This window comes from Microbacterium sp. NPDC064978 (assembly GCF_044543605.1).
Classification (GTDB): domain Bacteria; phylum Actinomycetota; class Actinomycetes; order Actinomycetales; family Microbacteriaceae; genus Microbacterium; species Microbacterium meiriae.
In genome coordinates this window covers 309,210-330,386 of the sequence record NZ_JBITWF010000003.1, presented here as the reverse complement: position 1 = coordinate 330,386, position 21,177 = coordinate 309,210, and the positions used below count along the sequence as shown (strand labels likewise).

At 68.6% G+C, this 21,177-nt stretch carries 20 protein-coding genes, 1 tRNA gene and 1 pseudogene; 14 read left to right on the top strand and 8 right to left on the bottom strand.

All coding sequences use genetic code 11. The features are described from left to right. The first annotated feature begins 211 nt into the window (after window positions 1-211). From ACIGJI_RS11645 to ACIGJI_RS11630, 4 genes are all read left to right on the top strand, one after another. On the top strand, window positions 212-358 hold the full coding sequence (locus ACIGJI_RS11645; protein ID WP_366244027.1) for a hypothetical protein: 147 nt from the start codon (window positions 212-214) through the stop codon (window positions 356-358). After that, window positions 355-1,158, top strand: a complete 804-nt coding sequence (locus ACIGJI_RS11640) for a bifunctional DNA primase/polymerase (RefSeq protein ID WP_366244028.1) — start codon at window positions 355-357, stop codon at window positions 1,156-1,158. The genes ACIGJI_RS11645 and ACIGJI_RS11640 overlap by 4 nt, the downstream gene beginning before the upstream one ends. Continuing rightward, window positions 1,155-2,981: a hypothetical protein gene (locus tag ACIGJI_RS11635; protein ID WP_366244030.1), complete on the top strand. Its 1,827-nt coding sequence runs from the start codon at window positions 1,155-1,157 to the stop codon at window positions 2,979-2,981. Before ACIGJI_RS11640 ends, ACIGJI_RS11635 begins: the two co-directional genes overlap by 4 nt. Before the next feature lie 840 nt (window positions 2,982-3,821). Further along, a complete protein-coding gene (locus ACIGJI_RS11630; RefSeq protein ID WP_366244032.1) occupies window positions 3,822-4,184 on the top strand; it encodes a hypothetical protein in 363 nt (120 codons plus the stop codon). A gap of 51 nt (window positions 4,185-4,235) precedes the next feature. Here the strand turns inward: ACIGJI_RS11630 and ACIGJI_RS11625 are convergent, their stop codons facing one another. Next, window positions 4,236-4,634, bottom strand: a complete 399-nt coding sequence (locus ACIGJI_RS11625) for a hypothetical protein (protein WP_396667028.1) — start codon at window positions 4,632-4,634, stop codon at window positions 4,236-4,238. Window positions 4,635-4,804: 170 nt separating this feature from the next. Here ACIGJI_RS11625 and ACIGJI_RS11620 point away from each other — a divergent pair, with 170 nt between their 5' ends. From ACIGJI_RS11620 to ACIGJI_RS11605, 4 genes and pseudogenes are all read left to right on the top strand, one after another. Then, a complete protein-coding gene (locus ACIGJI_RS11620) occupies window positions 4,805-5,422 on the top strand; it encodes a hypothetical protein (RefSeq protein WP_366244036.1) in 618 nt (205 codons plus the stop codon). 100 nt (window positions 5,423-5,522) lie between these two features. Further along, a complete protein-coding gene (locus ACIGJI_RS11615) occupies window positions 5,523-5,819 on the top strand; it encodes a hypothetical protein (protein WP_366244038.1) in 297 nt (98 codons plus the stop codon). A 187-nt stretch (window positions 5,820-6,006) separates the two neighbouring features. Next, window positions 6,007-6,237, top strand: a complete 231-nt coding sequence (locus ACIGJI_RS11610; RefSeq protein ID WP_366244040.1) for a hypothetical protein — start codon at window positions 6,007-6,009, stop codon at window positions 6,235-6,237. Window positions 6,238-6,331: 94 nt separating this feature from the next. After that, a pseudogene (locus ACIGJI_RS11605) lies at window positions 6,332-7,432 on the top strand (recombinase family protein); the annotation flags it as partial. Between the two features lie 737 nt (window positions 7,433-8,169). Here ACIGJI_RS11605 and ACIGJI_RS11600 read toward each other — a convergent pair. Both ACIGJI_RS11600 and ACIGJI_RS11595 read right to left on the bottom strand, forming a co-directional pair. Further along, window positions 8,170-9,069 carry a type II secretion system F family protein gene (locus tag ACIGJI_RS11600; RefSeq protein ID WP_363447768.1) on the bottom strand — a complete coding sequence of 300 codons (900 nt, stop codon included), beginning with the start codon at window positions 9,067-9,069 and terminating at the stop codon, window positions 8,170-8,172. After that, complete coding sequence (locus tag ACIGJI_RS11595) at window positions 9,063-10,067, bottom strand: TadA family conjugal transfer-associated ATPase (protein ID WP_280568348.1); 1,005 nt, start codon at window positions 10,065-10,067, stop codon at window positions 9,063-9,065. Before ACIGJI_RS11595 ends, ACIGJI_RS11600 begins: the two co-directional genes overlap by 7 nt. A gap of 398 nt (window positions 10,068-10,465) precedes the next feature. On the opposite strand from ACIGJI_RS11595, the gene acs reads away from it, so the two are divergent. Continuing rightward, a complete protein-coding gene (acs, locus tag ACIGJI_RS11590) occupies window positions 10,466-12,433 on the top strand; it encodes an acetate--CoA ligase (RefSeq protein WP_187662152.1) in 1,968 nt (655 codons plus the stop codon). A gap of 98 nt (window positions 12,434-12,531) precedes the next feature. Here acs and ACIGJI_RS11585 read toward each other — a convergent pair whose 3' ends face one another. Next, window positions 12,532-12,990, bottom strand: coding sequence for a RidA family protein (locus tag ACIGJI_RS11585; RefSeq protein WP_187662153.1), 459 nt, complete (start codon window positions 12,988-12,990; stop codon window positions 12,532-12,534). Then, window positions 12,987-13,211, bottom strand: coding sequence for a hypothetical protein (locus ACIGJI_RS11580; RefSeq protein WP_060921874.1), 225 nt, complete (start codon window positions 13,209-13,211; stop codon window positions 12,987-12,989). Before ACIGJI_RS11580 ends, ACIGJI_RS11585 begins: the two co-directional genes overlap by 4 nt. An 89-nt stretch (window positions 13,212-13,300) precedes the next feature. On the opposite strand from ACIGJI_RS11580, the gene ACIGJI_RS11575 reads away from it, so the two are divergent. The 5 genes from ACIGJI_RS11575 (at window position 13,301) to ACIGJI_RS11555 (ending at window position 18,264) form a co-directional block, all read left to right on the top strand. Further along, complete coding sequence (locus ACIGJI_RS11575) at window positions 13,301-15,862, top strand: transglycosylase domain-containing protein (RefSeq protein ID WP_363446845.1); 2,562 nt, start codon at window positions 13,301-13,303, stop codon at window positions 15,860-15,862. Continuing rightward, window positions 15,853-16,794 carry a metallophosphoesterase gene (locus ACIGJI_RS11570; protein ID WP_187662154.1) on the top strand — a complete coding sequence of 314 codons (942 nt, stop codon included), beginning with the start codon at window positions 15,853-15,855 and terminating at the stop codon, window positions 16,792-16,794. The genes ACIGJI_RS11575 and ACIGJI_RS11570 overlap by 10 nt, the downstream gene beginning before the upstream one ends. Before the next feature lie 84 nt (window positions 16,795-16,878). Next, window positions 16,879-16,955, top strand: a tRNA-Pro gene (locus ACIGJI_RS11565). Between the two features lie 68 nt (window positions 16,956-17,023). Next, window positions 17,024-17,500, top strand: coding sequence for a VanZ family protein (locus tag ACIGJI_RS11560; RefSeq protein ID WP_268776721.1), 477 nt, complete (start codon window positions 17,024-17,026; stop codon window positions 17,498-17,500). After that, a complete protein-coding gene (locus ACIGJI_RS11555; protein WP_363446843.1) occupies window positions 17,497-18,264 on the top strand; it encodes an HAD-IIB family hydrolase in 768 nt (255 codons plus the stop codon). The genes ACIGJI_RS11560 and ACIGJI_RS11555 overlap by 4 nt, the downstream gene beginning before the upstream one ends. 85 nt (window positions 18,265-18,349) lie before the next feature. On the opposite strand, the gene ACIGJI_RS11550 is transcribed toward ACIGJI_RS11555, so the two are convergent. The 3 genes from ACIGJI_RS11550 to ACIGJI_RS11540 form a co-directional block, all read right to left on the bottom strand. Beyond that, window positions 18,350-19,627, bottom strand: a complete 1,278-nt coding sequence (locus ACIGJI_RS11550) for an alpha-hydroxy acid oxidase (protein ID WP_268776719.1) — start codon at window positions 19,625-19,627, stop codon at window positions 18,350-18,352. Window positions 19,628-19,637: 10 nt separating this feature from the next. Then, window positions 19,638-20,360, bottom strand: a complete 723-nt coding sequence (locus tag ACIGJI_RS11545; protein WP_363446840.1) for an FCD domain-containing protein — start codon at window positions 20,358-20,360, stop codon at window positions 19,638-19,640. 158 nt (window positions 20,361-20,518) lie between these two features. Next, window positions 20,519-21,172 (bottom strand): thymidine kinase, encoded by a 654-nt coding sequence (locus ACIGJI_RS11540; RefSeq protein WP_363446838.1) that lies wholly within the window; start codon window positions 21,170-21,172, stop codon window positions 20,519-20,521. Between the last annotated feature and the right edge of the window lie 5 nt (window positions 21,173-21,177).

Here is a 21,177-nt window from a genome sequence, read left to right as displayed (position 1 = left end):
GAGCTAGTCGGACGCAAGACAGCAAAGTCACCGGGGCGCGAAGGAACCACTGACGGGCAGGCGGCGTCACCCGATGTGGTGGATTTTGAGGATCCACCATGCCCATTTCGCCCACCGTCGAGTTCGCTCAGGCTGAGATCGAACAACCTGATCTCGAAGCATTGCTCCGACTCATCTTCGCCGAGCCTGCCCCCGCCGGGGGTGGGTCACGATGAGCCTCCTGCACCCCTCGCGGCAATCTCGCGAAGCCTTCCACGACCACTTGTTCTACGGCGCGATCACCTTCTCGCTCCTGATCTTCGGGCCGAGCGTCGGCGCGACCATTGGTCACCTCATCCGGGCCGGGGTGCTCGGATGAGAAACCGCGACATCGCCCTCGCTAACGCGGCCAACGGCTGGCCCGTCTTCCCTGTACAAGCGGACAAGACGCCTGAGCCCGGGTTCATGAACTGGGAGCGCCAGGCGACGGGTAACCCCAGCGGTATCCGGCGATTCTGGGAGCAGTACCCCGATGCGCTCCCCGCCATCGCACCGGGCGTCGTGCACCGTGCCGTGATCGACGTGGACCTCAAGCCGGGCAAGCCCAACGGCTACGAGTCCCTGGCGCTTCACGGGATCGACCTCGACGCGATCGGCGTCCCCGGGTTCCCGTCGCTCTCCGGACTCGGGACCCACTATTGGTTCGCCGGTCGGTTCACCTCCATCAATCACATCCTGCCCGGCGTGGACCGGAAGAGCCGAGGAGGATACGTGGTCGCCCCCTACCTTCTGCCGCCCGTCCGTTCAGTCGCATTCCCACCACCCGCGCTTCTCGCTGGGAGCAAAGTCGGCACCACCACGGCGGACGAGGCCCGTTACCTCGGCAACGCCTCGACCTGGTTCGCCGAACGCGCAGGCCGAGCCGTTACCCCGGCCGTAGCCCGCGCAGTGAAGCCGTTCATCGCGGGCGAAGCGTTCACCGGCCACGAGGCGATGCTCCGCTGGCAAATCCATCTGGTCAAGCTCGCGACCGAAGGGCACGGCGGCGTCCCCGAGGCGCTCGGCTTCGGGCGCGACGTCTGGCTGGAGAGCCCCCACACGCCCGGCGAGGACCCCGCCCGAGAGTGGGACGTCGCCCTCGACCGCGCGATCACGAAATACGGAGGTACCACCCGATGAGTCCCAAGATCAGCGACCACACGCCGGTGCACATGGTTCCCTCGGAGGAGCTTGCGCCAGCCACCCGCCAGTTCCCCGTCGATCTCCCACCGGACGAGACCACCGGCTACCTGGTGAGCAAGGACGGCGTGCTCCACGTGCAGTGTCAGCGCACCACGAAAGGGAACGTCGAAGCGTTCACCCTCCCGTGGGCCGACTTTGACCTGGAGCCGCTCGGGCGAGTGGTCGAGGCGGGCGGGGTTGTGAAGGCGTACCTCGCGCTACTCCGCACCACGACGGGCGTGCACTCGGTGGTGCTGACGCCCGAACTCCTCTCCGACGAGAAGAAACTGCGCCCGTTCCTCGCGCCTTACGAGGCATCCTGGAACAACCCGTCCAACGTGTCGGTCGCCATGCTGCCCGGCGTCCGCATGCTGAGGTTCCTCAAGACGAACACCCACGGCAGCGCCCGCGTCGTCGAACACCTCGGGTGGGACGAGGCATCGCGGTCGTTCGTGACCTTCTCGGGCGTAATCCGACCGGACGGTCACCACGACGGGTGGGAGGAAAGTGTCGGCGTCGTCGCTGACCCCCGGCTGCAGACGCTCGGAGCTGAGTACGAGTACGGCTTCGAGGGTGACTTTGCGACCGCTCGTGAGGTCGTCCGTGAGGTGCTCACCTTTCACGACGAGGAGACAATGGCGGTCTTCGGGTCCTGGTGGGCCGCGTGCTTCCTCAAGCCTCAGACGATGCAGCGCACCGCGCTCTTCCCGTTCATGGCACTTGAAGCGCACTCCGGGTCGGCCAAGACCACCGGCGCGTTCGGTGACCTCCTGCAACTGTCGGGATCGAACACCGGGCACGAGCTCAGTACCACCGCCTCGTTCCGAGACAAAGTGTCAGTGAATCGCTCCGGGATCGTCTGGAATGACGACGCCAACGACCTGGCCGCGCTGGACGAGATCCTCCGGGGCGCGACGATGGGCGTCACCGCGAACAAGAAGCGCAACGACAACACCACGACCGCCCGGATCGGACTCGTCGCCCCGATCCTGCTGTCCGGCGAGGGGCTCGGGATCCAGGGGCAGAAGGCCCTCACCGACCGCGCGATCTTGCTAAGTCCGCCGCCGGTCACCGGGCGCACGTCTCGCAAATCTGGTCGCGAAGGTGAGCCTCAGTGGGGCGACGTGACCGCACTCCGACGCAAGCACGGGAACCTGACCAAGTACGCGGGGTGGCTCGTGCAGTTCGCGCTTGCGCACTCCGACCAGTACCTCACCCGGCTCACAGAGGCGCAGAAGCGTTACTCGGGCCGCTACGGCGACAACCTCGCCGTTGTCTCGGCTGGCGCGTGGTTGCTGGACGAGATCGCGGGCACCGGCACCTGGGCACAGGATGCCGTGGCGACCTGGTGCGAGGAGAAGGACGGCGAGTACCTCCCCGGCGAGAACAGCCTCACCGAGACCGTCATCCCGTGGGCGCTGGAGCAGTTCGGCCTGCCGGTCTGGCACCGAGGCACGAAAGCCCCCACCGTGCGGTCGTTCGGCCAGGAAGTCGCGCCCGGCGTCATGATGACCCGCACTGACGTAGGAACGCTCACCGAGGTGACCACGCTATGGGTCAACACCGCTCGGCTCGCGCACCTCTGGTCGGAGCACCACAAGGCCGCAAAGGAGCGCACGGAGACTACCCGCGCCTTGCAGGGGCAAGTCACGGCGGTGACCGGCCCTCGGGAGGAGTGGGCGAAGGCGAAGTTCGCGGACGGCCAGAAGGAGTACCGCCCGCTGCTGCCTGCGTACGCGCGGCGCGTTCTGGCGGGTTACGAGGGCGGTGGGGAACGGTGAGCGCGACGACGGCCCGTAGAGAGCAGTTGTCTCTCTACGGCCTCTCTACCCCCCGGCCGGCCGTGACGGGTCGTCACGAGGGAGAGCAGCAGAAGACACGTAGAGAGGAAAAAGAGAGAGAGATAGAGAGGGGGGCTCTCTACCCCCACGAGGCCCGAAACGACGCGGGAAGGGCCCCCGTAGAGAGTCATCTCCCGGAACAACCCTCACGTACGCGCACACGGCACACCGAGGCCCTCACCGTCCTCTCCGGGGGGTGCGTTCCGTGCGCGCTCTCTACCCCCGGCCTGACCACCACCCACAGCAACCTTCTCGGCTCTCGCCGGTCCTCACACGCGAAGGAGACCCTCGCATGAACGTCAAGGCCCCGCAGTTTCAGATTCCGCCCTGGCTAGCCCCTCATGCCGCCGAGGTTCGCACCTGGCCCACCGTCAAGGGGGAACCTCCCGGCTGTCGGGTCGGGGCGTGCCGTCGTGCAGTGCATTCGCTCGGGCTCTGCTTGAGGCACTACACGGCATTCTGGGGCGTTGCGCGTCGGGCTGGGGTGTCTCTCGCGAAATGGCTCCCTGCGCACGCCGTTGAGGTGGCGTCGGCCCCGGCGATCATCGCGCCAGAGGCGACTTGCTGGGTCGCCGTCTGCGCGCGGACGGCTCACCGGAACGGGCTTTGTAAGGCGCACCACCAACTGGCTCGGTATCGCTTCGGCGAGCAACGCGGTGTCGCCCCGGCGTCCGACGAGGAAACAGACCACTAGACCCCCGGCGGCTGGCAGCGTCCCGCCCGGACGCCCGCGTCAGCCGCCGGGTTCCACCACCACCAAATGCCTGAGGAGGCACAAGAATGAACGAGTCACCCAACAACTGGCCGAACGCCGCACAGCTGTCGAAGGACGTCGCCGACGCGAAGCGCGCACCCGAGATCGCCGCATGGCTCCGGCTAGGTCCGCTTCCGATCCCTGAGATTATCGGCTTCCGGCGAGAACGGATGATCGAGAGCGGCATGATCGACTACCAGGCCGATTGGTACTCCACGGCGTCAGTGATGCATGACCTCGGTCGAATCGCTGGGGTGGGCGGTCCGGTCGAATACCGCGACGGACTGCTCTGGCTCAACGAGTCCCACCGCGACCTCATCGACGCCTGGGTGCGTGAGGATGCATTCCGGCAGTTCTCGATCGCGCCTGACGATCTGGACGAGTCATGATTCCCGGAGAACGGAACGCAGTTGACCATCGATCGACTTCGCTCCCGGCGGCTACGCTCCTTCGGGCACCAGCACCTCGCTGAGCTTGGCTGCGGCGGCTATGAGAATGCCGTCGTAGTTCTTGTCCACACTCTTCGACTCGACGTACCGCCAGTCCCTGTGAGTAAGCGGTCGGGTGACCTCGATAGGAACTTCGCCTCCTGGGGCAGTGGCCCAGACGCGCAGCTGGCCGGTCTTCTGGTCGGAGTCAGCCTCGTCGTCCGCGGTCAGGAAGACCTTCGCGCCGGTGTTGAGGTTGTACCAGTAGTGGCCGACCGCCTCACCTTGCACCTTCTCCGCACCTGGGATGGGGTCGGTTTGTCCTTCGATGAAAAGCCACATGAGCGTCAATGTACCGTGCCCGTACGACATTCCCCTCGGCGTGGTGGATTGTGCGGCGTAGTCGCGCATGGTGGGGTCGCCTGCGCCCCCAAGCGATGACAGGAGAACGACATGAGATTCCGCTTCGCGCAAGCCACTAGCCCAGCAGTGCTGGCGGATCAGGCTCGGCGACAGGCGGCGTAGGCATGACAGGGTTCGCATTGAGCAGGTCCGCCCCGCTTTCGGTTGCCGCTTCTCCCGTGACCTCTCCGACCGCTCCACTGCTCCAGGCCGTCCTGGTGCCCACGAGCCCATGGGAGAACCCAGGGAGCACCGCCGCGGACACCCGAAAGGCCGAGCGGGAGCTCGCGGCCATGCTCGGCGTGAACGATGAGGCCGGATGGGCATTCGCCGAACTCAACCGGGCGCTGCTGTTGGCGCATGAGCGCAGGCAGGAGGTGCCATGCCAGGCCCCGGGTGGCGAGGCGTGGACTTCGGACGACTACGACGACCAGCAGGTCGCCTCGGACCGATGCCTGGATTGCCCGGTCTTGGCGTTATGCGAGCGGTACCGGGTGCTCGGGCGACCTGTCGCTGGTACGTGGGCGGGCGTGACGAGCGACCCGGCGAGGAAGCCCCACGACCCGACACAGGCGCTCGGGGTCCGACATCTGGCGGGCGACCGGCCCGCGTGCTTGTGCGGCTGTGGCGAGCAGCCGAAGAAGGCCCGCTACCTTCCCGGGCATGACAGCCAGCATCTGAGCACGTTGCTCGATGCTGTGCGGTCGGGTCGCATGTCGGTCGATGAGGCCCTCGCCGAGCTGGTGCACTCCGAACGCCTCGGGGCGAAGCTCGCCCGCTTCTTTGAGGCGGGGTAGTCCGAGTGGGAAGCAGGAATTGTGGCGTGATTTTCGGCATGATTTTCTTGAAAACAGGGCAAGGAAATCCCAGTTCAGGATACAGATTGGATACCCCAACATGAGCACCAAGGCCATCGTCACCGAAGTCCCCGTCAACACCTGCGCGTGCGGTACCTGCAACGAGCCTGTCGGCCCCAAAGCGATCTTCCGTCCGGGGCACGATGCCCGAGCGGTTTCAGTGCTCCTCCAGGGGCTCGTCAACGAGCACGCGGACGGCCGCAAGGTCACCAAGGCACTCATCAATGCTGAGTCGAAGAAGCTCCCGAGTGAGGCGCTCCGGGCGAAGTTCACCCGCGCCGCCGAGCGGCTCGTGATCAAGCAGGTCGAGGCTGACGTGAAGGCGGCGGCGAAATGATCCCCGAGGAGCACGGCCGGTGGAACGGCACCGACTCGCCGATGCACGAAACAAAGTTCTGCCCACATTGCCACCAGCAGCGACCGGTCGGGGATTTCGCCCGCCGCCGCAAGAACGGCGAGCTTCGACAGTCCTGGTGTCGATCGTGCATCGCGGACACCAATCGGGATCGAAGGAAGGAAACCAAATGAGCATGCCTGAACGCCTCACCCTCGACGAGTTCATCGTGGCGACCATGGTCTCCCAGGGTCCGATCGACCCCGCCCAGACGGTCAAGAATCTCCGGGAACTTCGGTTGCACCTTGGCCGGGCCGCGGAACTGCACGACCCGGACCTCACCCTGGACGACGAGATCCCGCTCGCCCAAGCTCTCGCGATCACTCAGGACGCGACCGACCTCGAAAGGCTCGGAGCATGACCGAAGTAACCGTGTTTGACCCGAAGGTTTGCCGCACGTGTGGCCGCGCCAAAGCCCCGTCGGCGTTCGCTCCTGGCAGCGCCGAATGTAAGGCATGCGCCGAAGGCCGGAGGTTCTCATGACTGCTAAGCGCGCATCAGTCCTCACCCGCGTGTCCACCGAGGAGCAGGTGGACGGCACCTCCCTGGCTGATCAAGAGCGGCTCTGCCGCGCCCTGATCGAGGCGCGCGGATGGGAGTTCACCGGCAAGGTGTACGCCGACAGGGGCGTGTCCGGCACGGTAGAAAACCGCCCAGCGTTGACTGAGGCGCTCCGCGATGCCGCCAAGGGCGAATACGAAGTGCTCGTAGCGCTCAACATGACGCGGTTGTCCCGCAAACAATGGATCTCGGCGAAGGCTATCGAGGATCTGACCGAGCTTGACGTGGCCTTCGTGTCCGTCCAAGAGTCGTTCATCGACACCACGACTTCGGCCGGTCGCGGCATGGCGGGCGTGTTCTCGTCATTCGCCCAGATGGACCGAGACTCGATCGTCGAGAAGACTGCACGCGGTCAGCGGGCCAAGGGCGAGGCCGGTCTTTGGCCCGGTGGGCACCCGCCGTTCGGGTGGCGGCTCGAAGGCCACAAGCGCACAGCTCACCCGGTCTCCGACGAGCGGGAACGGCAGGTGCTGGTGGAGGCTTACCGGTTGCTGGTCACGCAGCGGATGAATGCCTTCCAGGTCGCTGCTCGACTCAACGACGCCGGGATGAAACCCCGCAAGGCCGACGCCTGGAACCCCGAGTCCCTCCGTCGGGTGCTGGCCAACGAGACACTGACCTCAGGAGTGCTCATATGGGGTGCGCCGACCAGTGGCGGGCTGTACCCAAGAAGCCACAAGACCAAGATCAAACGTGATGGCACGCCCCGCTACGGCAAGCCGATCCGTATCGAGCTTCCGGAGCCCCCGTTCACGGCATCCCAGCACCGGGCTATCGTTCGGGCGCTGGCGAGCCGATCGAATCGCGGCAAGGCCGCATCGCCGATCTCCCGGCCGCTCACTGGCCAGGTCTACGGGGAGTGCGGTCGCCCCTACTACGGCGTGACGATCAAGGGCAAAGCCCCGGTGATGCGTTGCACAGGTCGGCGACACCTGGCCGGGGACACGAAGTGCACGTGTACGCAGGTGGCGTGGGAGCCACTGGAGTCGCGCGTCTGGGCGGCTGTGGTCGGTTTCCTGTCGGATCCGGCACGGCTGGAGGCCATGGCCCGGCAGTACCTCGAACTTCCCACCGAGCCGGGCGACGGTTCGCAGGACGCGACGCTCCTGGCGGCCGTGGAGCGGCAGATTGAGAAGCTGGAACGCGCCCAGGCGAACGCCGCCCGCGAGATCTTGCTGGCCGACAATCCGGCACCGATCCGCGAGGCGCTCGCACAGGTCGAACGCGACCTTGTGGGGCTCAGGGAGCGTCGGGAGGGATATCGGGCGCTGGCGTCATCGGTGCACGCCAAGGGCGAGGTGCTCCGAGACCTCGCGGCACTCGCCGAGCGGGCACGCGGCAACCTGGATCGACTGAGTGAGGACCAGCGCCGACAGGTGTACGAGATCCTCCGGGTCCGAGTCCAGATGACCGGGCAGATCGTGGCCGACGCGAACCGGGTGGCACACCCCGAGGGTTTGAGCGTATCGGGTGTGTTGGACCCCGGTCTGTGGGGCGACGAGGGGCGCGGTGGCGGTTCGGGCGGCAGAAACGGTGACTCGGGCCCTCGTCCGATGCCGAGCTTCCCGGTCCCGAGTAACTCCGCTATGTCGGACGATCGTGGTGATGGCGTACTCGGCGGTCGCCGCGCCGGTGTCGTCCCCGAAGAGAGCGAGGGCGCGGCGTCGGTTCAGGGTGGGAAGGGTGTCATTCATCTTCGGTACCTCTTTCTTCATCGGTGTGGAGGGGGTCGTCAGGTCGGCAGCGGTGTGGCGGCGAACACGCTGAGCAGCAGCGGTGCCACGCCGAGCAGGAGGAACGCCGGCAGTGTGCAGACGCCGAGCGGAAGCAGCAGGCGCGTGGAGAGCCAAGCAGCGCGAAGACGACCGTGGACCCGTGCACGGTGCCGGTCCTGCGCCGCGGTCGCGCGGAGGAGCTCGACGGCGGGGACGCCGGCCGCACGGGAGAGATCGAGCACCTCTTGCACACGGTCGCGTCCGGCCGCATCGACCACCCTCGTCTCTGCCACCAGTTCGACAGCGCGGTCGATCGGTGCGCCTCCCGCCAACGCCACCCCCACGAGCTCCGCAGCCATCCCCGGGGTCCCCGGCTGCGGCCGCGCGCGGCGCAGCAGAGCCTGCGTCCAGAGCCGGGCGAGGACGACGAGCAGCAGACCGGTGACGACGCAGGCGGCCCCCAGAGGGTTCCCGACGATGACGCCCCAGGCGTCGAATCCCAGCGCGACGCCGAGCAGCAGACCGGCCAACGGCATCCAGAGCAGCAGGCGCGCCGTGCCCGCAGGCTCGGCGAGCGCGACCCGCACGTCGTCAGCCGCGGATGCGGCGTCGCGCAGAGCCTCGGCGATCGAGCGCAGCACATCGGCCAGTGGGGCCCCGACGGTGGTGGCGATCTCCCACGCCGCCGCCAACTCCGTCCACATCCCGCCCTGCTCCTCGATCGCGGAGACCAACGGCACACCCTTTTCCGTTCGTGCCAGCACCGCCACGGCCACCGGGTCTCCGGTGCTCGCCAGATGACGCCAGGCGACGAGCGGGACCGCGCCGGCCTGGAGCAGCACCGCGAGCGTCTGCACGGAATCGGCGACGTCGGATCCCTGCTCCGCCGACGGTGCGTGCGCGACGAGCCTCACCACGGCTGCACCTCCTCGATCGCGAGACGATCCGCCGCCATCACGAGCCGGCCGGCCTTCGCGAGTCGCCGCGTCCCGCCCGGCGCCCGCTCGAGATGGAGCACCATGGTGAACGCGCTCACCGCCTGACGCCCGAGGGCCACCGCGTCCATACCGGCGAGCGCTCCCAGCGCCTCCAGCCGCGCCGGCACGTCGGCCAGGCCGCTCGCGTGCAGTGTGCCGGCCCCGCCGTCGTGTCCGGTGTTGAGAGCAGTGAGGAGTTCTCGTACCTCCTCGCCCCGGCACTCTCCCACCACGAGCCGATCCGGTCGCATCCGCAGGGACTCCCGCACCAGCCGCGCGAGATCGATCCCACCCGCTCCTTCCAGGTTGGCCTGACGCGCCTCCAGCGCCACGTGGTGCGGATGCCGGGGTCTGAGCTCCGCCACGTCTTCGATGGTGACGATCCGCTCACCGGGTGGGGCGGCGGAAAGGAGCGCCGACAGCAGCGTCGTCTTTCCGGTTCCGGTCCCCCCGGTGAGGAGGAGGTTCGCCCGGTCGCGCACGAGTCCGCCGAGCCATCGCTGCTGCCGGGCGTCGAAGGCACCGCGTTCCGCCAGGGCGTCGAGGTCAGCCACGTGTACGCGAGGAACCCGGATAGAGATGGCGGTGCCCTGCGCCGCGATAGGGGCCAATGCGGTATGCACGCGCACCCCGGAACCGAGCCGCACATCGACGCACGGCGTCTGGTCATCGAGATGGCGGCCGCCGAGGGCCACGAGGGCGACGGCGAGGTCACGGACTTCGCGCTCAGTGGCGCGCCAGGACGGCACGCGCTCCGCGCCGCTTCCCCGGTCCACGAACAGCGTGTCCGCGCCGTTCACGAACAGGTCCGTGACGTCCTCGTCGAGGAAGGCGGCGAGCGGAGCGAACGCCGGCTCGTTCCGGAGCGCCTCCTGCGGGGCGCGCACCGGATCCGTGGGCCCTGAGGGCCGCGGGTGGATGACGAATCGATCGGGCATACGGCGACGCTAGGCGGCCTGCGGACCTCAGCCAGCGGACGTGCGTGGGCGCTCACAGAGGATGTGCACAACCCCACGGACCGATCCGCAGTGGAGGAGCGGGCGGAGGGCATCGAACCGGAGAGAGCGCTCCCATGAGAAAGGGCGGCACCTCACGGGGGGAATGAGATGCCGCCCACGGCGGCTCTCGATCGGGGGAATCGGGCGCGCCAGGGCCGGAATGAGATTTCGGCTGTCGTCGAGTGTACGCAAGGCGACCGTCCTGACAAAACCCATCCGAGTACCGACTTTCGGCAGTATTCGGCGGTCAGGGGCGGGGATAGATTCGCCCTGACCTGGTCGCACTCCCCCTGCGGCCATGCCTGCATGACCCGAACGCCGCAAAGGAGCGCCTGCCGATGAGCAGTCAGATCGATCACCTTCTCGACGAGACCCGGCGCTTCGCGCCGTCGGAGGAGTTCGCCGCCCAATCCGTCGCCTCGCAGGAGCTCTACGAGCGCGCAGCCGCGGACCGCGAGGGCTTCTGGGCCGACCAGTCACGCGAGCTCGTGCACTGGCACAAGCCCTTCACGCAGGTCCTCGATTGGAGCAACCCGCCCTTCGCCAAGTGGTTCGACGACGGCGAGCTCAACGTCGCGTACAACTGCCTCGACCGTCACGTCGAGGCCGGCAACGGCGACCGCGTCGCGCTGTACTGGGAGGGCGAGCCCGGGGACAGCCGTCGCATCACCTACGCCGAGCTGACCGATGAGGTCAAGCGCGTCGCGAACGTGCTCGAGGGGCTCGGCATCGGTCAGGGCGACCGGGTCGCGATCTACCTGCCGATGATCCCGGAGGCGATCGCCGCGATGCTCGCCGTGGCCCGCGTCGGCGCGATCCACTCGGTCGTCTTCGGCGGCTTCAGCGCGGACAGCCTGCGCTCCCGGATCGACGACGCCGGCGCCAAGCTCGTCATCACCGCGGACGGCGGCTACCGCAAGGGCCGCGTCTCGGCGCTGAAGCCTGCGGTCGACCAGGCCCTGGCCGACCGCGGCGAGGGCGAGCAGCAGACCGTCGAGCACGTGCTCGTGGTCAAGCGCGGCGAGAACGACGTGGAGTGGACGGACGGTCGCGACCTGTGGTGGCACGACGTCGTTCCCGCGGCCTCGGCCGACCACACCGCCCAGGCCTTCCCGTCCGAGAACCCGCTCTTCATCCTCTACACCTCGGGCACGACGGGGAAGCCGAAGGGCATTCTGCACACCTCCGGCGGCTACCTCACCCAGGCGGCGTACTCGCACAAGAACGTCTTCGACCTGAAGCCGGAGACCGACGTCTACTGGTGCACCGCCGACATCGGCTGGATCACCGGACACAGCTACGTCACCTACGGACCCCTCGCCAACGGCGCGACCCAGGTGCTGTACGAAGGCACCCCGGACACCCCGCACCCGGGCCGCTGGTGGGAGCTCATCGAGAAGTACAAGGTCTCGATCTTCTACACGGCCCCGACCGCGATCCGCTCCTTCATGAAGATCGGCCGGAGCGTCCCGCAGAAGTTCGACCTGTCGTCGCTGCGTCTGCTCGGCTCGGTCGGAGAGCCCATCAACCCCGAGGCGTGGATGTGGTACCGCGAGGTCATCGGCGCCGGCACTGCCCCCATCGTCGACACCTGGTGGCAGACCGAGACCGGCGCGATCATGGTGTCCGCCCTCCCCGGCGTGACCGCCACGAAGCCGGGCTCCGCGCAGGTGCCGCTGCCGGGCATCTCGATCGACGTGGTGGACGAGCAGGGCGTCGAGGTCGGTAACGGCAACGGCGGTCTCCTCGTGGTCACGGAGCCCTGGCCGAGCATGCTGCGCGGCATCTGGGGCGACCCCGAGCGCTTCCGCGAGACGTACTGGGAGAAGTTCGAGGACAAGGGCTACTACTTCGCCGGCGACGGCGCCCGCCTCGACGAGGACGGCGACCTCTGGCTGCTCGGCCGGGTCGACGACGTGATGAACGTCTCCGGCCACCGGTTGTCGACCGCGGAGATCGAGTCCTCCCTCGTGGCACACGAGGCCACCGCCGAGGCCGCTGTCGTCGGCGCATCGGACGAGACCACCGGTCAGGCGGTCGTGGCGTTCGTCATCATCAAGGAGAGCTACCTCTCCGCCCACGACCCGGCCGGACTCGCGCAGCAGCTGCGGCTCTGGGTGGGCGAGCAGATCGGCGCGATCGCGCGTCCCCGCGACGTGTACATCGTGGGCGAGCTGCCGAAGACCCGCTCCGGGAAGATCATGCGACGCCTGCTGCGCGACGTCGCTGAGGGCCGCGAGGTCGGTGACACCACGACGCTCGCCGACACCGCCGTGATGAGCATCATCTCCGCCCAGGTCAAGTAACGCGAGACCCCGGGTTCACGTCGAGACCCCCTGCTGCAGATGTCTGCAGCAGGGGGTCTCGACGTTTGCGCGGGGTCTCGGCGGGCCGGGCGCGGGGACTACGCGAGGCGGAACGTGACCTCGACCTCGACGGGGCTGCCGAGCGGAAGCTCCGCGACACCGACAGCAGCGCGAGCGTGCCGTCCCTCCTCGCCGAAGATCTCGCCGAGCACCTCGCTCGCGCCGTTGATGACGGCGGGCTGTCCGGTGAAGCCCTCCGCAGAGCCGACGAAGCCGCCGACGCGGACCACACCGGCGATCCGATCCACACCGCCCGCGACATCGGCGGCCGCGGCGAGCGCGTTCAGGGCGCACGTCCTGGCGTACGCCTTCGCGTCCTCTGCGGAGACCTCCGCGCCGACCTTGCCGGTCGCGGGGAGGGCGCCGTCGACGAACGGGAGCTGGCCCGACGTGTAGACGAGTCCGCCGTGCACGACCGCCGGCACGTAGGCGGCGACCGGAGCGGCGACGGCGGGCAGCTCGATGCCGAGCTCGGAGAGACGGGCGGCGACGCTCATGCCTGGCCTCCCTCGAACTGGCGCGAGGCCTCGGCGGCAGCGGCGAGACCGGCGTTGGCCGAGCCGTCCGTCGTCACGGGGCGCTTGAAGTAGGCGACCAGACCGCCTTCGGGGCCCTGCACCACCTGGACGAGCTCCCAGCCCTGCTTGCCCCAGTTGTTGAGGATGGCCGCGGTGTTGTGGATCAGCAGCGGCGTGGTGAGGTACTCCCACGTGGTCATGGCACTCCTGTCGATCAGGGCGCGTCCAGGGCAGACCGGGCCGCGCTCGTCAAAGCCGGTATTCAGGGAACTCCCCTACGATCAAGCGTATGCCCCAAAAGAACCGCACGGTGAAGGGCGTGCTCGGCGGTCTCGTCGGGCTCGTCGGACTGAGCGCCATCGCCGGTCTGCTGGTCACCGCCAGCGTCACCCCCGTCCTCGCGATGACCGGCGTCGCCGGCTCCACGGCACTGACGATCTTCGATGAGCTGCCCGAGGTGCTCAAGGTCGACACCCCGATGGAGCAGTCGACGATCTACGCGACCAACCCCGAGGGCAAGCCGGTCGTGCTGGCGTCGTTCTACGAGCAGAACCGCGTGCCGGTCACCTACGAGCAGGTCGCACCGGTCCTCTACGACGCGATCCTCTCCAGTGAGGACAAGAACTTCTACACCCACGGCGGCGTCAACCTCGGCGCGACCGTGAAGGCCCTCGTCGACAACGTGCGGGGCACCTCCAGCCGCGGCGCCTCGACGATCAGCCAGCAGTTCGTGAAGAACGTCCGCATCCAGCAGTGCGAGCAGAACGTCAACACGGCTTCCGAGACGTATGCGGACGAGCTGCAGCAGTGCTGGCAGGACGCCACCAACGCCTCCGGTGTGGACGGCATCGAGCGCAAGCTCCAGGAGATGCGCTACGCCATCCAGATCGAGAAGGACTACTCGAAGAACGACATCCTCCTCGGGTACCTCAACATCGCGAACTTCGGCGGCACGGTCTACGGGATCGAGGCCGCCGCGCGCTACTACTTCTCGACGTCGGCGGCGAAGCTCACCGTCGGCCAGGCGGCGACGCTCGCCGGCATCGTGCAGAACCCGAACACGTACCGCATCGACAAGCCCAGCGGAACGTACACGACCGACGACGGCGTCGCGCACAACTCCGCTGAGGACGGCTACAAGGACGCCAAGGATCGCCGCGACTACGTGCTCGGCCGCATGCTCACCGACGGCAAGATCACCCAGGCCCAGCATGACGAGGCGAAGGCCGCGGCGATCGAGCCCGCCATCAAGGTCCCCACCCAGGGGTGCGCGGCCGCCGGCCGCAACGCGTACTTCTGCCAGTACGTGAAGTCGATCGTCGAGAACGACGAGGCGTTCGGTGCGGACATCCAGGAGCGCCGTGACCTCCTGCGCCGCGGTGGCCTGAAGATCTACACCACGCTGGACTTCCGCGTGCAGGACCCGGCGGCCGAGGAGATGGCCAACGTCGTCCCCGCGAACTTCGACAACAAGTACTTCGGCGCTGCCGGCGTCTCGATCGAGGTCGGCACGGGCCGCATCCTCTCCATCACGCAGAACACGAAGTTCTCGGAGACCCCGACCACCGACCAGCAGTACTCGTCGCTCGTCTTCGCCGGTGACCAGAAGTACGGCAAATCCGGCGGCTTCCAGGTCGGGTCGACCTACAAGCTCTTCACGCTCATCGACTGGCTCGAGAAGGGGCACTCCGTGCGGGAGAACCTGAACGGAACCGTGCAGACCAACCTGCAGATCCCGGTCTGCGGCAGCCCGCAGTCGACGGACACCGCGAAGATCGGCAACTTCGGCCGCAGCCGCGGCTATCCGGGGACGCCGATGACGTTCACCGCGCAGTCGCTCAACAGCGGGTACTTCGCGATGGCCTCCAAGCTCGACGTCTGCGAGATCAACAAGGTCGCCGACAAGATGGGCGTCACCCTGGCCAGCGGCGAGAAGGTCACGGAGGAGAACGTCCCCTACGACGTCCTCGGCCCGAAGAACATCTCCCCCATCGCGATGGCCAACGCCTACGCGACGGTCGCCAGCGGCGGCACGTACTGCACGCCCCGCGCGATCGACAAGGTGATCGACGCCGAGGGCAAGGAGCGTCCGCTTCCCAAGGCGTCCTGCACCGAGGGCGTGCTCTCGAAGGAGGTCGCGGCGACCGCGGCCTATGCACTGCAGGGCGTCATGGCCGGCGGCGGCACCGGCGCGCGAGCCAACCCGTTCGACGGCACCCCGCTGATCGGCAAGACCGGGACACACGACCTGTGGTCGACCATGATGATCGAGTCCAGCACCAAGGTCGCGACCGCGGTCTGGGCCGGCCGCTCGAACGGCAACCACGACAACGTGTTCAACGTCTGGACCGGCAGTCACCTGCTCAATGAGGTCCGATACCCCCTCGCGAGGGCCGCGCAGCATGCCGCGAACCAGGCGTACGGCGGCGACCGGTTCCCGGAGCCGGACGGCAACCTCATCCGACAGATCCGGGTCGACGTGCCGGATGTCGTCGGGCAAACCGTCGAGGAGGCGACCGCGACCCTAGAGCGCGCCGGTTTCGATGTCTCCGTGGGCGCCCCCGTGGACAGCGACAAGGCGACGAACATCGTCGTCGAGCAGAACCCGTCCGGTCAGGCGGCTGCCGGAGCCACGATCACGATCTCGCCCAGCAACGGCAAGGGCGCGACCGTCCCCGACGTGACGGGGCAGAGTCCGACCGACGCGAACGCCGCCCTCGTCGCCGCCGGCTTCACGACGGTCGAGCGAGAAGGATCCTGCAACGCGGAAGGGGCGACCGTGACCGCGACGACCCCCGCTGCGAACTCCGCGGCCACGAAGGCCACGCCGATCCGAGTGTCGTGCAAGTAGGCGCGTCCCGCGCGGCGCACCCGGCCCTCATCGCGCTCGGCGCGGTGGGGGCCGTCGGTGCGGCCGCGGCGATCTGGGGTATCGGCATCGAGCGGTATCTGTTCACGGTGCGGGAGGTCTCGGCAGAGGCGCTTCCGACGGGCGCGGCGCCGCTGCGCATCCTGCATCTCTCCGATGCGCACATGGCGCCCTGGCAGCACCGGAAGCAGGACTGGCTCGCGTCCCTGGCCGACCTGAAGCCCGACCTCATCGTCAACACGGGCGACAACCTCGGGCACGAAGAGGGCTTGCAGGGCATCCGCCGGGCGTTCGCTCCCTTCGCCGGTATTCCCGGGGTGTTCGTGCACGGCTCCAATGACGTCAACGGCCCCTCCCCCCGGAATCCGCTGCGGTACTTCTCCGGACCGTCGCAGAAGCACCGCGAGCCCACGCTGCTCGACACGGCAGCGATGGACCGCTACTTCACGGACGAGCTCGGCTGGGCCGACCTGAACAACACGGCGACGCGCCTCACGGTGCGGGGCGCCGCCGTCGACCTGTTCGGCGTCGACGACGCCCACCGCGACTGGGAGCGGCTGGACGTGCTGCCTGCGGCCCTCGAGGCGCTGGGCCCCCGAACGGATGCGACGCCGGTGCTCGGAGTCACGCACGCGCCGTATCAGCGCGTGCTCAACGGTTTCGTCGACCTCGGCGCGGACGCCATCCTCGGCGGGCACACGCACGGCGGGCAGGTCTGCCTCCCCGGCTTCGGGGCCATCGTGGCCAACTGCGACATCCCACTGAAGCAGGCCAAGGGGCTCAGCACCTGGACGCACGGCGACCGTTCCGTACCCCTGAACGTCAGCGCCGGCTGCGGACACTCGATCTACGCTCCGGTCCGCTTCGCGTGCCGTCCCGAGGCGACACTGCTCACCCTGACTCCGCGCGCCTGACCCGCGAGACGGATCCGCCACGCGGGTGGGAGCGCTCGATTCGGTGCTGGAGGCATTTCACTGTAGACTCGGAGGGTTGCAAAACGGGGTGTGGCGCAGCTTGGTAGCGCGCTTCGTTCGGGACGAAGAGGTCGCAGGTTCAAATCCTGTCACCCCGACCAGTGACACGAGAAGGCCGCCCGCAGGGGCGGCCTTCTCTGTATCGGGATGTCGTGCGAGAGGGGAACGCATGGGGAGGCTCCTGCCACCGCCGCGACGTTCGACGCGCCTGTGGGCCGTCGCCCTCGGACTCCCCTTCCTCGTCGGGGTGGCCCTCCTCACCCTCACGCCTGCCCGCGTGGAGCAGACGATGCCCAATCTGCTCGATCTCCTCCTTCGCGCTGTCCAGCGGCTCGGCTGGACGAGCCTGGACTTCACGCGCCTCGAGGTGCTGGCGAACATCGCCGTCTTCATCCCCGTCGGCGTCCTCGCCTTCCTGCTCGTCCCCCGTCGTGCGTGGCCGCTGACGCTGCTCGTCGGCCCCGCGCTCTCCCTCGCCATCGAGACCGCGCAGTATGTCGCCCTCCCCCATCGCGCTGCGACCGTGAGCGACGTCGTGGCCAACTCCACCGGCGCGACCATCGGCGTCGTCCTCGCGATATTCTGCACGCTGCTCACCGCCACACCGTCCTCCCGGCCGCGAACACCTACAGTGGAGGCATCATGACATCGCCCTCTCTCGTCGCCTTCGACCTCGATGACACGCTCGCGCCGTCCAAGGGCACGATCGACCCGCAGATCGCCGCGCTTCTGGGTGAGCTGCTGCGGTCGGTGGAGGTCGCGATCATCTCCGGCGGCAACGAGGCGCAGTTCCGCTCGCAGGTCGTCGCTCAGCTCGCGGATGCCGATCCGGAGGCGCTCGCCCGCCTGCACCTGCTGCCGACATGCGGCACGCGCTACCTGCGGCATGACGGCACCGACTTCGTCGCGGTGTACGCGCATGACCTGAGCGACGACGAGAAGACCGCCGCCCTCACCGCCCTGCGCGAGGAGGCGGAGCGCCTCGGACTGTGGGAGGCGGAGCCCTGGGGGGAGATCCTGGAAGACCGCGGCTCGCAGATCACGTTCTCCGCGCTCGGTCAGCAGGCGCCGCGCGACGCGAAGCACGAGTGGGATCCGACGGGCTCGAAGCGCGGAGCCCTCCGCGATGCCGTGGCCGCACGGCTCCCGGGCCTCGAGGTGCGTTCGGGCGGCTCGACCTCGATCGACATCACCCGCGCCGGGATCGACAAGGCGTTCGGCATGCGGCAGCTCGCCACCCACACCGGCATCGATCTGACCGCGATGCTCTTCTACGGCGACCGCCTCGACGAGGGCGGCAACGACTACCCCGTCCTCGCGCTCGGAGTGCCGTCGGTGGCCGTCGAGGGCTGGGAGGACACGGCCGCCCGCCTGCAGGAGCTGCTGCCGACCCTCTCCACCCGGGTCTGACACGCTCGCCCGCACGACTTCGGCACGCCTGCACGACGGGAGGGCGGAGCCCGTCGTGCAGGCGTGACCTGGTCGTGCAGGTGGGTCAGTGCACCTCGACGCCGGCGGCGCGGGAGACGGGCACCAGGCGCGTGAGCTGGGTCACGTGGGCCGGCTCGAGCTCCGCGAGCGACGCGACGCCGAGCAGCCGCATCGTGCGCTCGATCTCGCTGCGCAGGATGGCGATCGTGCGGTCGACGCCCTGCCGTCCGCCCGCCATCAGGCCGTAGAGGTACGCGCGGCCGATCAGCGTGAAGTCGGCGCCCAGCGCGACGGACGCCACGATGTCGGCGCCGTTCATGATCCCGGTGTCGATCATGACCGTGAAGTCGTCGCCGACCGCACGACGAACCTCGGGCAGGAGGTGGAACGGGATGGGCGCGCGGTCGAGCTGACGGCCGCCGTGGTTCGACAGGACGATGCCGTCCACGCCCGCATCGCGCAGGCGCACGGAGTCCTCGACGTTCTGCACGCCCTTGATGACGATCTTGCCGGGCCAGATGTCGCGGATGACGGCGAGGTCGTCGTAGCTGATGGTCGGATCCATCGCCGCGTCGAGGAGCTCGCCCACGGTGCCGCCGGTCGTGCTCAGCGACGCGAACTCCAGCTTCGGGGTGGTCAGGAAGTCGAACCACCACCACGGCCGCGGGATCGCGTTGATGATCGTGCCGAGCGTGAGCTGCGGCGGGATGCTGAAGCCGTTGCGCTTGTCACGGAGACGGGCACCGGCGACCGGGGTGTCGACGGTGAACTGCAGGGTGTCGAAGCCGGCGGCCGCGGCACGACGGGCGAGCTCGTAGGAGATCTCGCGGTCACGCATCACGTAGAGCTGGAACCAGTTCCGACCGGGCACAGGCCCCTGCGGCTCCCGGATCGTCGCCGCCTTGACGTCCTCGATCGACGTGGTCCCGAGGGTGGACAGGGTGAACGGGATGCCCGCGGCGGCCGCGGCTCCGGCGCCCGCGACCTCGCCCTCCGTCTGCATGAGACGGGTGAAGCCGGTCGGCGCGATGCCGAACGGGAGCGCGGAAGGACCGCCGAGGATGTCGACGGCCGTGTCGACGTCCGGGGCCGGCTTGAGGATCCCGGGGTGGAACTCGACGTCCTGGAACGCCTGGCGTGCTCTGCTCAGCGACAGCTCACCCTCGGCGGCACCGTCCGTGTAGTCGAAGGCGGCCTTCGGCGTGCGGCGCTTGGCGATCTTCCGCAGGTCGTCGATGGTGAGCGCGGCGTCGAGGCGCCGCTTGCGCCCGTCGAGCTCCGGCTTCTTGAACTTCATGAGCTCCAACAGCTCGGCGGGGTTGGGGAGCTGGCGCTGGACCATGTTCTGCCTCTCAGTTCTGCGGTGTGATGGCACGGGTGAGACCCGCGGCGGTGTAGTAGCCGGTGATATGGGTGCGGACGAGACGGCGGGCGGTGTCGGCGTCGCCGTCGTCGATCGCCGCGACCAGAGCGCGGTGCTCGGAGCGCAGGCGGGCGGCCATCCGATCCCAGTCGTCGACGGTCGCGGCCCCGGCGAGCACGTAGGACTCGATGGAGGAACGGAGCCCCGCCATCATCGCCGCGATGACCGTGTTGCCGCTGCCCTCGGCGAGGGAGAGATGCAGCTGCGCATCGAGGGCCAGGAACTCGGCCGGCGTGAGGGCACCGTCATCCATCGCGGTGAGCAGCTCGTACGCCCGGGAGGTGTCGCGGTCCGAGGCGGCGGCCATGGCCTCGACGACCGCGTCCTCCAGCACGAGACGCGTGCGGACCACGTCGTCGAGCGGGAAGCCCTGCGCGGCCACCTGGAGCCGCAGGAGTGCGGACATGCCGCCGGTGGGGGTGGCGATGACGATGGCGCCCGACTGGGGGCCGGAGCCGGTCGCGGTGCGGATGAGCCCGAGCACCTCGAGTACCCGGAAGGCCTCCCGCACGCTCGATCGCCCGACGCCGAGGTCGCTGGCGAGGTCGCGCTCCGACGGCAGCCGGTCGCCCGGGCCGAGGCGACCGTCGAGCAGATCACGCTCGATGTGCTCGAGCACGAGTCGCCATGCACGCGCCGGCTGCTCCGTCATCCCGCCTCCTGTGGTCAGACCACAGGTTAGCGCGTGTGGTCAGACCACGCAATGCGGGACCGCTGCACCGCCGACCCACCCCTTTTCGTGCGCCCCGGCCGCTTGCGTACGCGCGCAGAGGGGTGGGTCGACCGGAAGGGGGTGGGTCGGAGGTGGGATCAGCCGAGACGACCGCCGGACTCCTCCAGGTAGCAGGTGCCGCACAGCGACTCGTAGGTCGTGAGTTCGGGCGAGGAAGAGCCGTCGGCGCCCTCGTCGATCGCGACCTGGTCGCCGTCGAACACGAACCGGCCGCCGACCACCCGGCCGTTGAACACGGCCTTACGCCCGCAGCGACAGATCGTCTTCAGTTCCTCGAGCGAGTGCGCGATGGCGAGGAGCCGGGCCGATCCGGGGAAGGCGTGCGTGCGGAAGTCGTTGCGGATCCCGTAGGCCATCACCGGGATGCCGTCCTCCACCGCGATCCGGAAGAGGTCGTCGATCTGGGTCGGCATCAGGAACTGCGCCTCGTCGACGAGCAGGCAGGCCACGTCGACGGGCCCCGTCGGGATGAGCTCCTCCTCCGTCGACCGACGCAGGCGCTCCCGATGGATCGCGAAGAGCGCGCGGGCGTCGTCTTCCGGTCCGATGAGGACGTCGACCGGACGCGTGACCCCGAGGCGGCTCTCGATCTCCCCCGCACCCTTGGTGTCGATCGCGGGCTTGGCGAGCAGCACGTGCTGGCCGCGCTCCTCATAGTTGTAGGCAGCCTGCAGGAGGGCGGTCGACTTGCCCGAGTTCATCGCGCCGTAGCGGAAGTAGAGCTTCGCCACGGTCC

Excerpts from the sequence above, each read along its gene's own strand:
- ACIGJI_RS11645 (WP_366244027.1), top strand. The coding sequence starts at position 212 with ATGAGCCTCCTGCACCCCTCGCGGCAATCTCGCGAAGCCTTCCACGAC.
- ACIGJI_RS11640 (WP_366244028.1), top strand. The coding sequence starts at position 355 with ATGAGAAACCGCGACATCGCCCTCGCTAACGCGGCCAACGGCTGGCCC.
- ACIGJI_RS11635 (WP_366244030.1), top strand. The coding sequence starts at position 1,155 with ATGAGTCCCAAGATCAGCGACCACACGCCGGTGCACATGGTTCCCTCG.
- ACIGJI_RS11630 (WP_366244032.1), top strand. The coding sequence starts at position 3,822 with ATGAACGAGTCACCCAACAACTGGCCGAACGCCGCACAGCTGTCGAAG.
- ACIGJI_RS11625 (WP_396667028.1), bottom strand. The coding sequence starts at position 4,634 with ATGCGCGACTACGCCGCACAATCCACCACGCCGAGGGGAATGTCGTAC.
- ACIGJI_RS11615 (WP_366244038.1), top strand. The coding sequence starts at position 5,523 with ATGAGCACCAAGGCCATCGTCACCGAAGTCCCCGTCAACACCTGCGCG.
- ACIGJI_RS11610 (WP_366244040.1), top strand. The coding sequence starts at position 6,007 with ATGAGCATGCCTGAACGCCTCACCCTCGACGAGTTCATCGTGGCGACC.
- ACIGJI_RS11595 (WP_280568348.1), bottom strand. The coding sequence starts at position 10,067 with ATGCCCGATCGATTCGTCATCCACCCGCGGCCCTCAGGGCCCACGGAT.
- acs (WP_187662152.1), top strand. The coding sequence starts at position 10,466 with ATGAGCAGTCAGATCGATCACCTTCTCGACGAGACCCGGCGCTTCGCG.
- ACIGJI_RS11585 (WP_187662153.1), bottom strand. The coding sequence starts at position 12,990 with ATGAGCGTCGCCGCCCGTCTCTCCGAGCTCGGCATCGAGCTGCCCGCC.
- ACIGJI_RS11580 (WP_060921874.1), bottom strand. The coding sequence starts at position 13,211 with ATGACCACGTGGGAGTACCTCACCACGCCGCTGCTGATCCACAACACC.
- ACIGJI_RS11575 (WP_363446845.1), top strand. The coding sequence starts at position 13,301 with ATGCCCCAAAAGAACCGCACGGTGAAGGGCGTGCTCGGCGGTCTCGTC.
- ACIGJI_RS11560 (WP_268776721.1), top strand. The coding sequence starts at position 17,024 with ATGGGGAGGCTCCTGCCACCGCCGCGACGTTCGACGCGCCTGTGGGCC.
- ACIGJI_RS11555 (WP_363446843.1), top strand. The coding sequence starts at position 17,497 with ATGACATCGCCCTCTCTCGTCGCCTTCGACCTCGATGACACGCTCGCG.
- ACIGJI_RS11550 (WP_268776719.1), bottom strand. The coding sequence starts at position 19,627 with ATGGTCCAGCGCCAGCTCCCCAACCCCGCCGAGCTGTTGGAGCTCATG.
- ACIGJI_RS11545 (WP_363446840.1), bottom strand. The coding sequence starts at position 20,360 with ATGACGGAGCAGCCGGCGCGTGCATGGCGACTCGTGCTCGAGCACATC.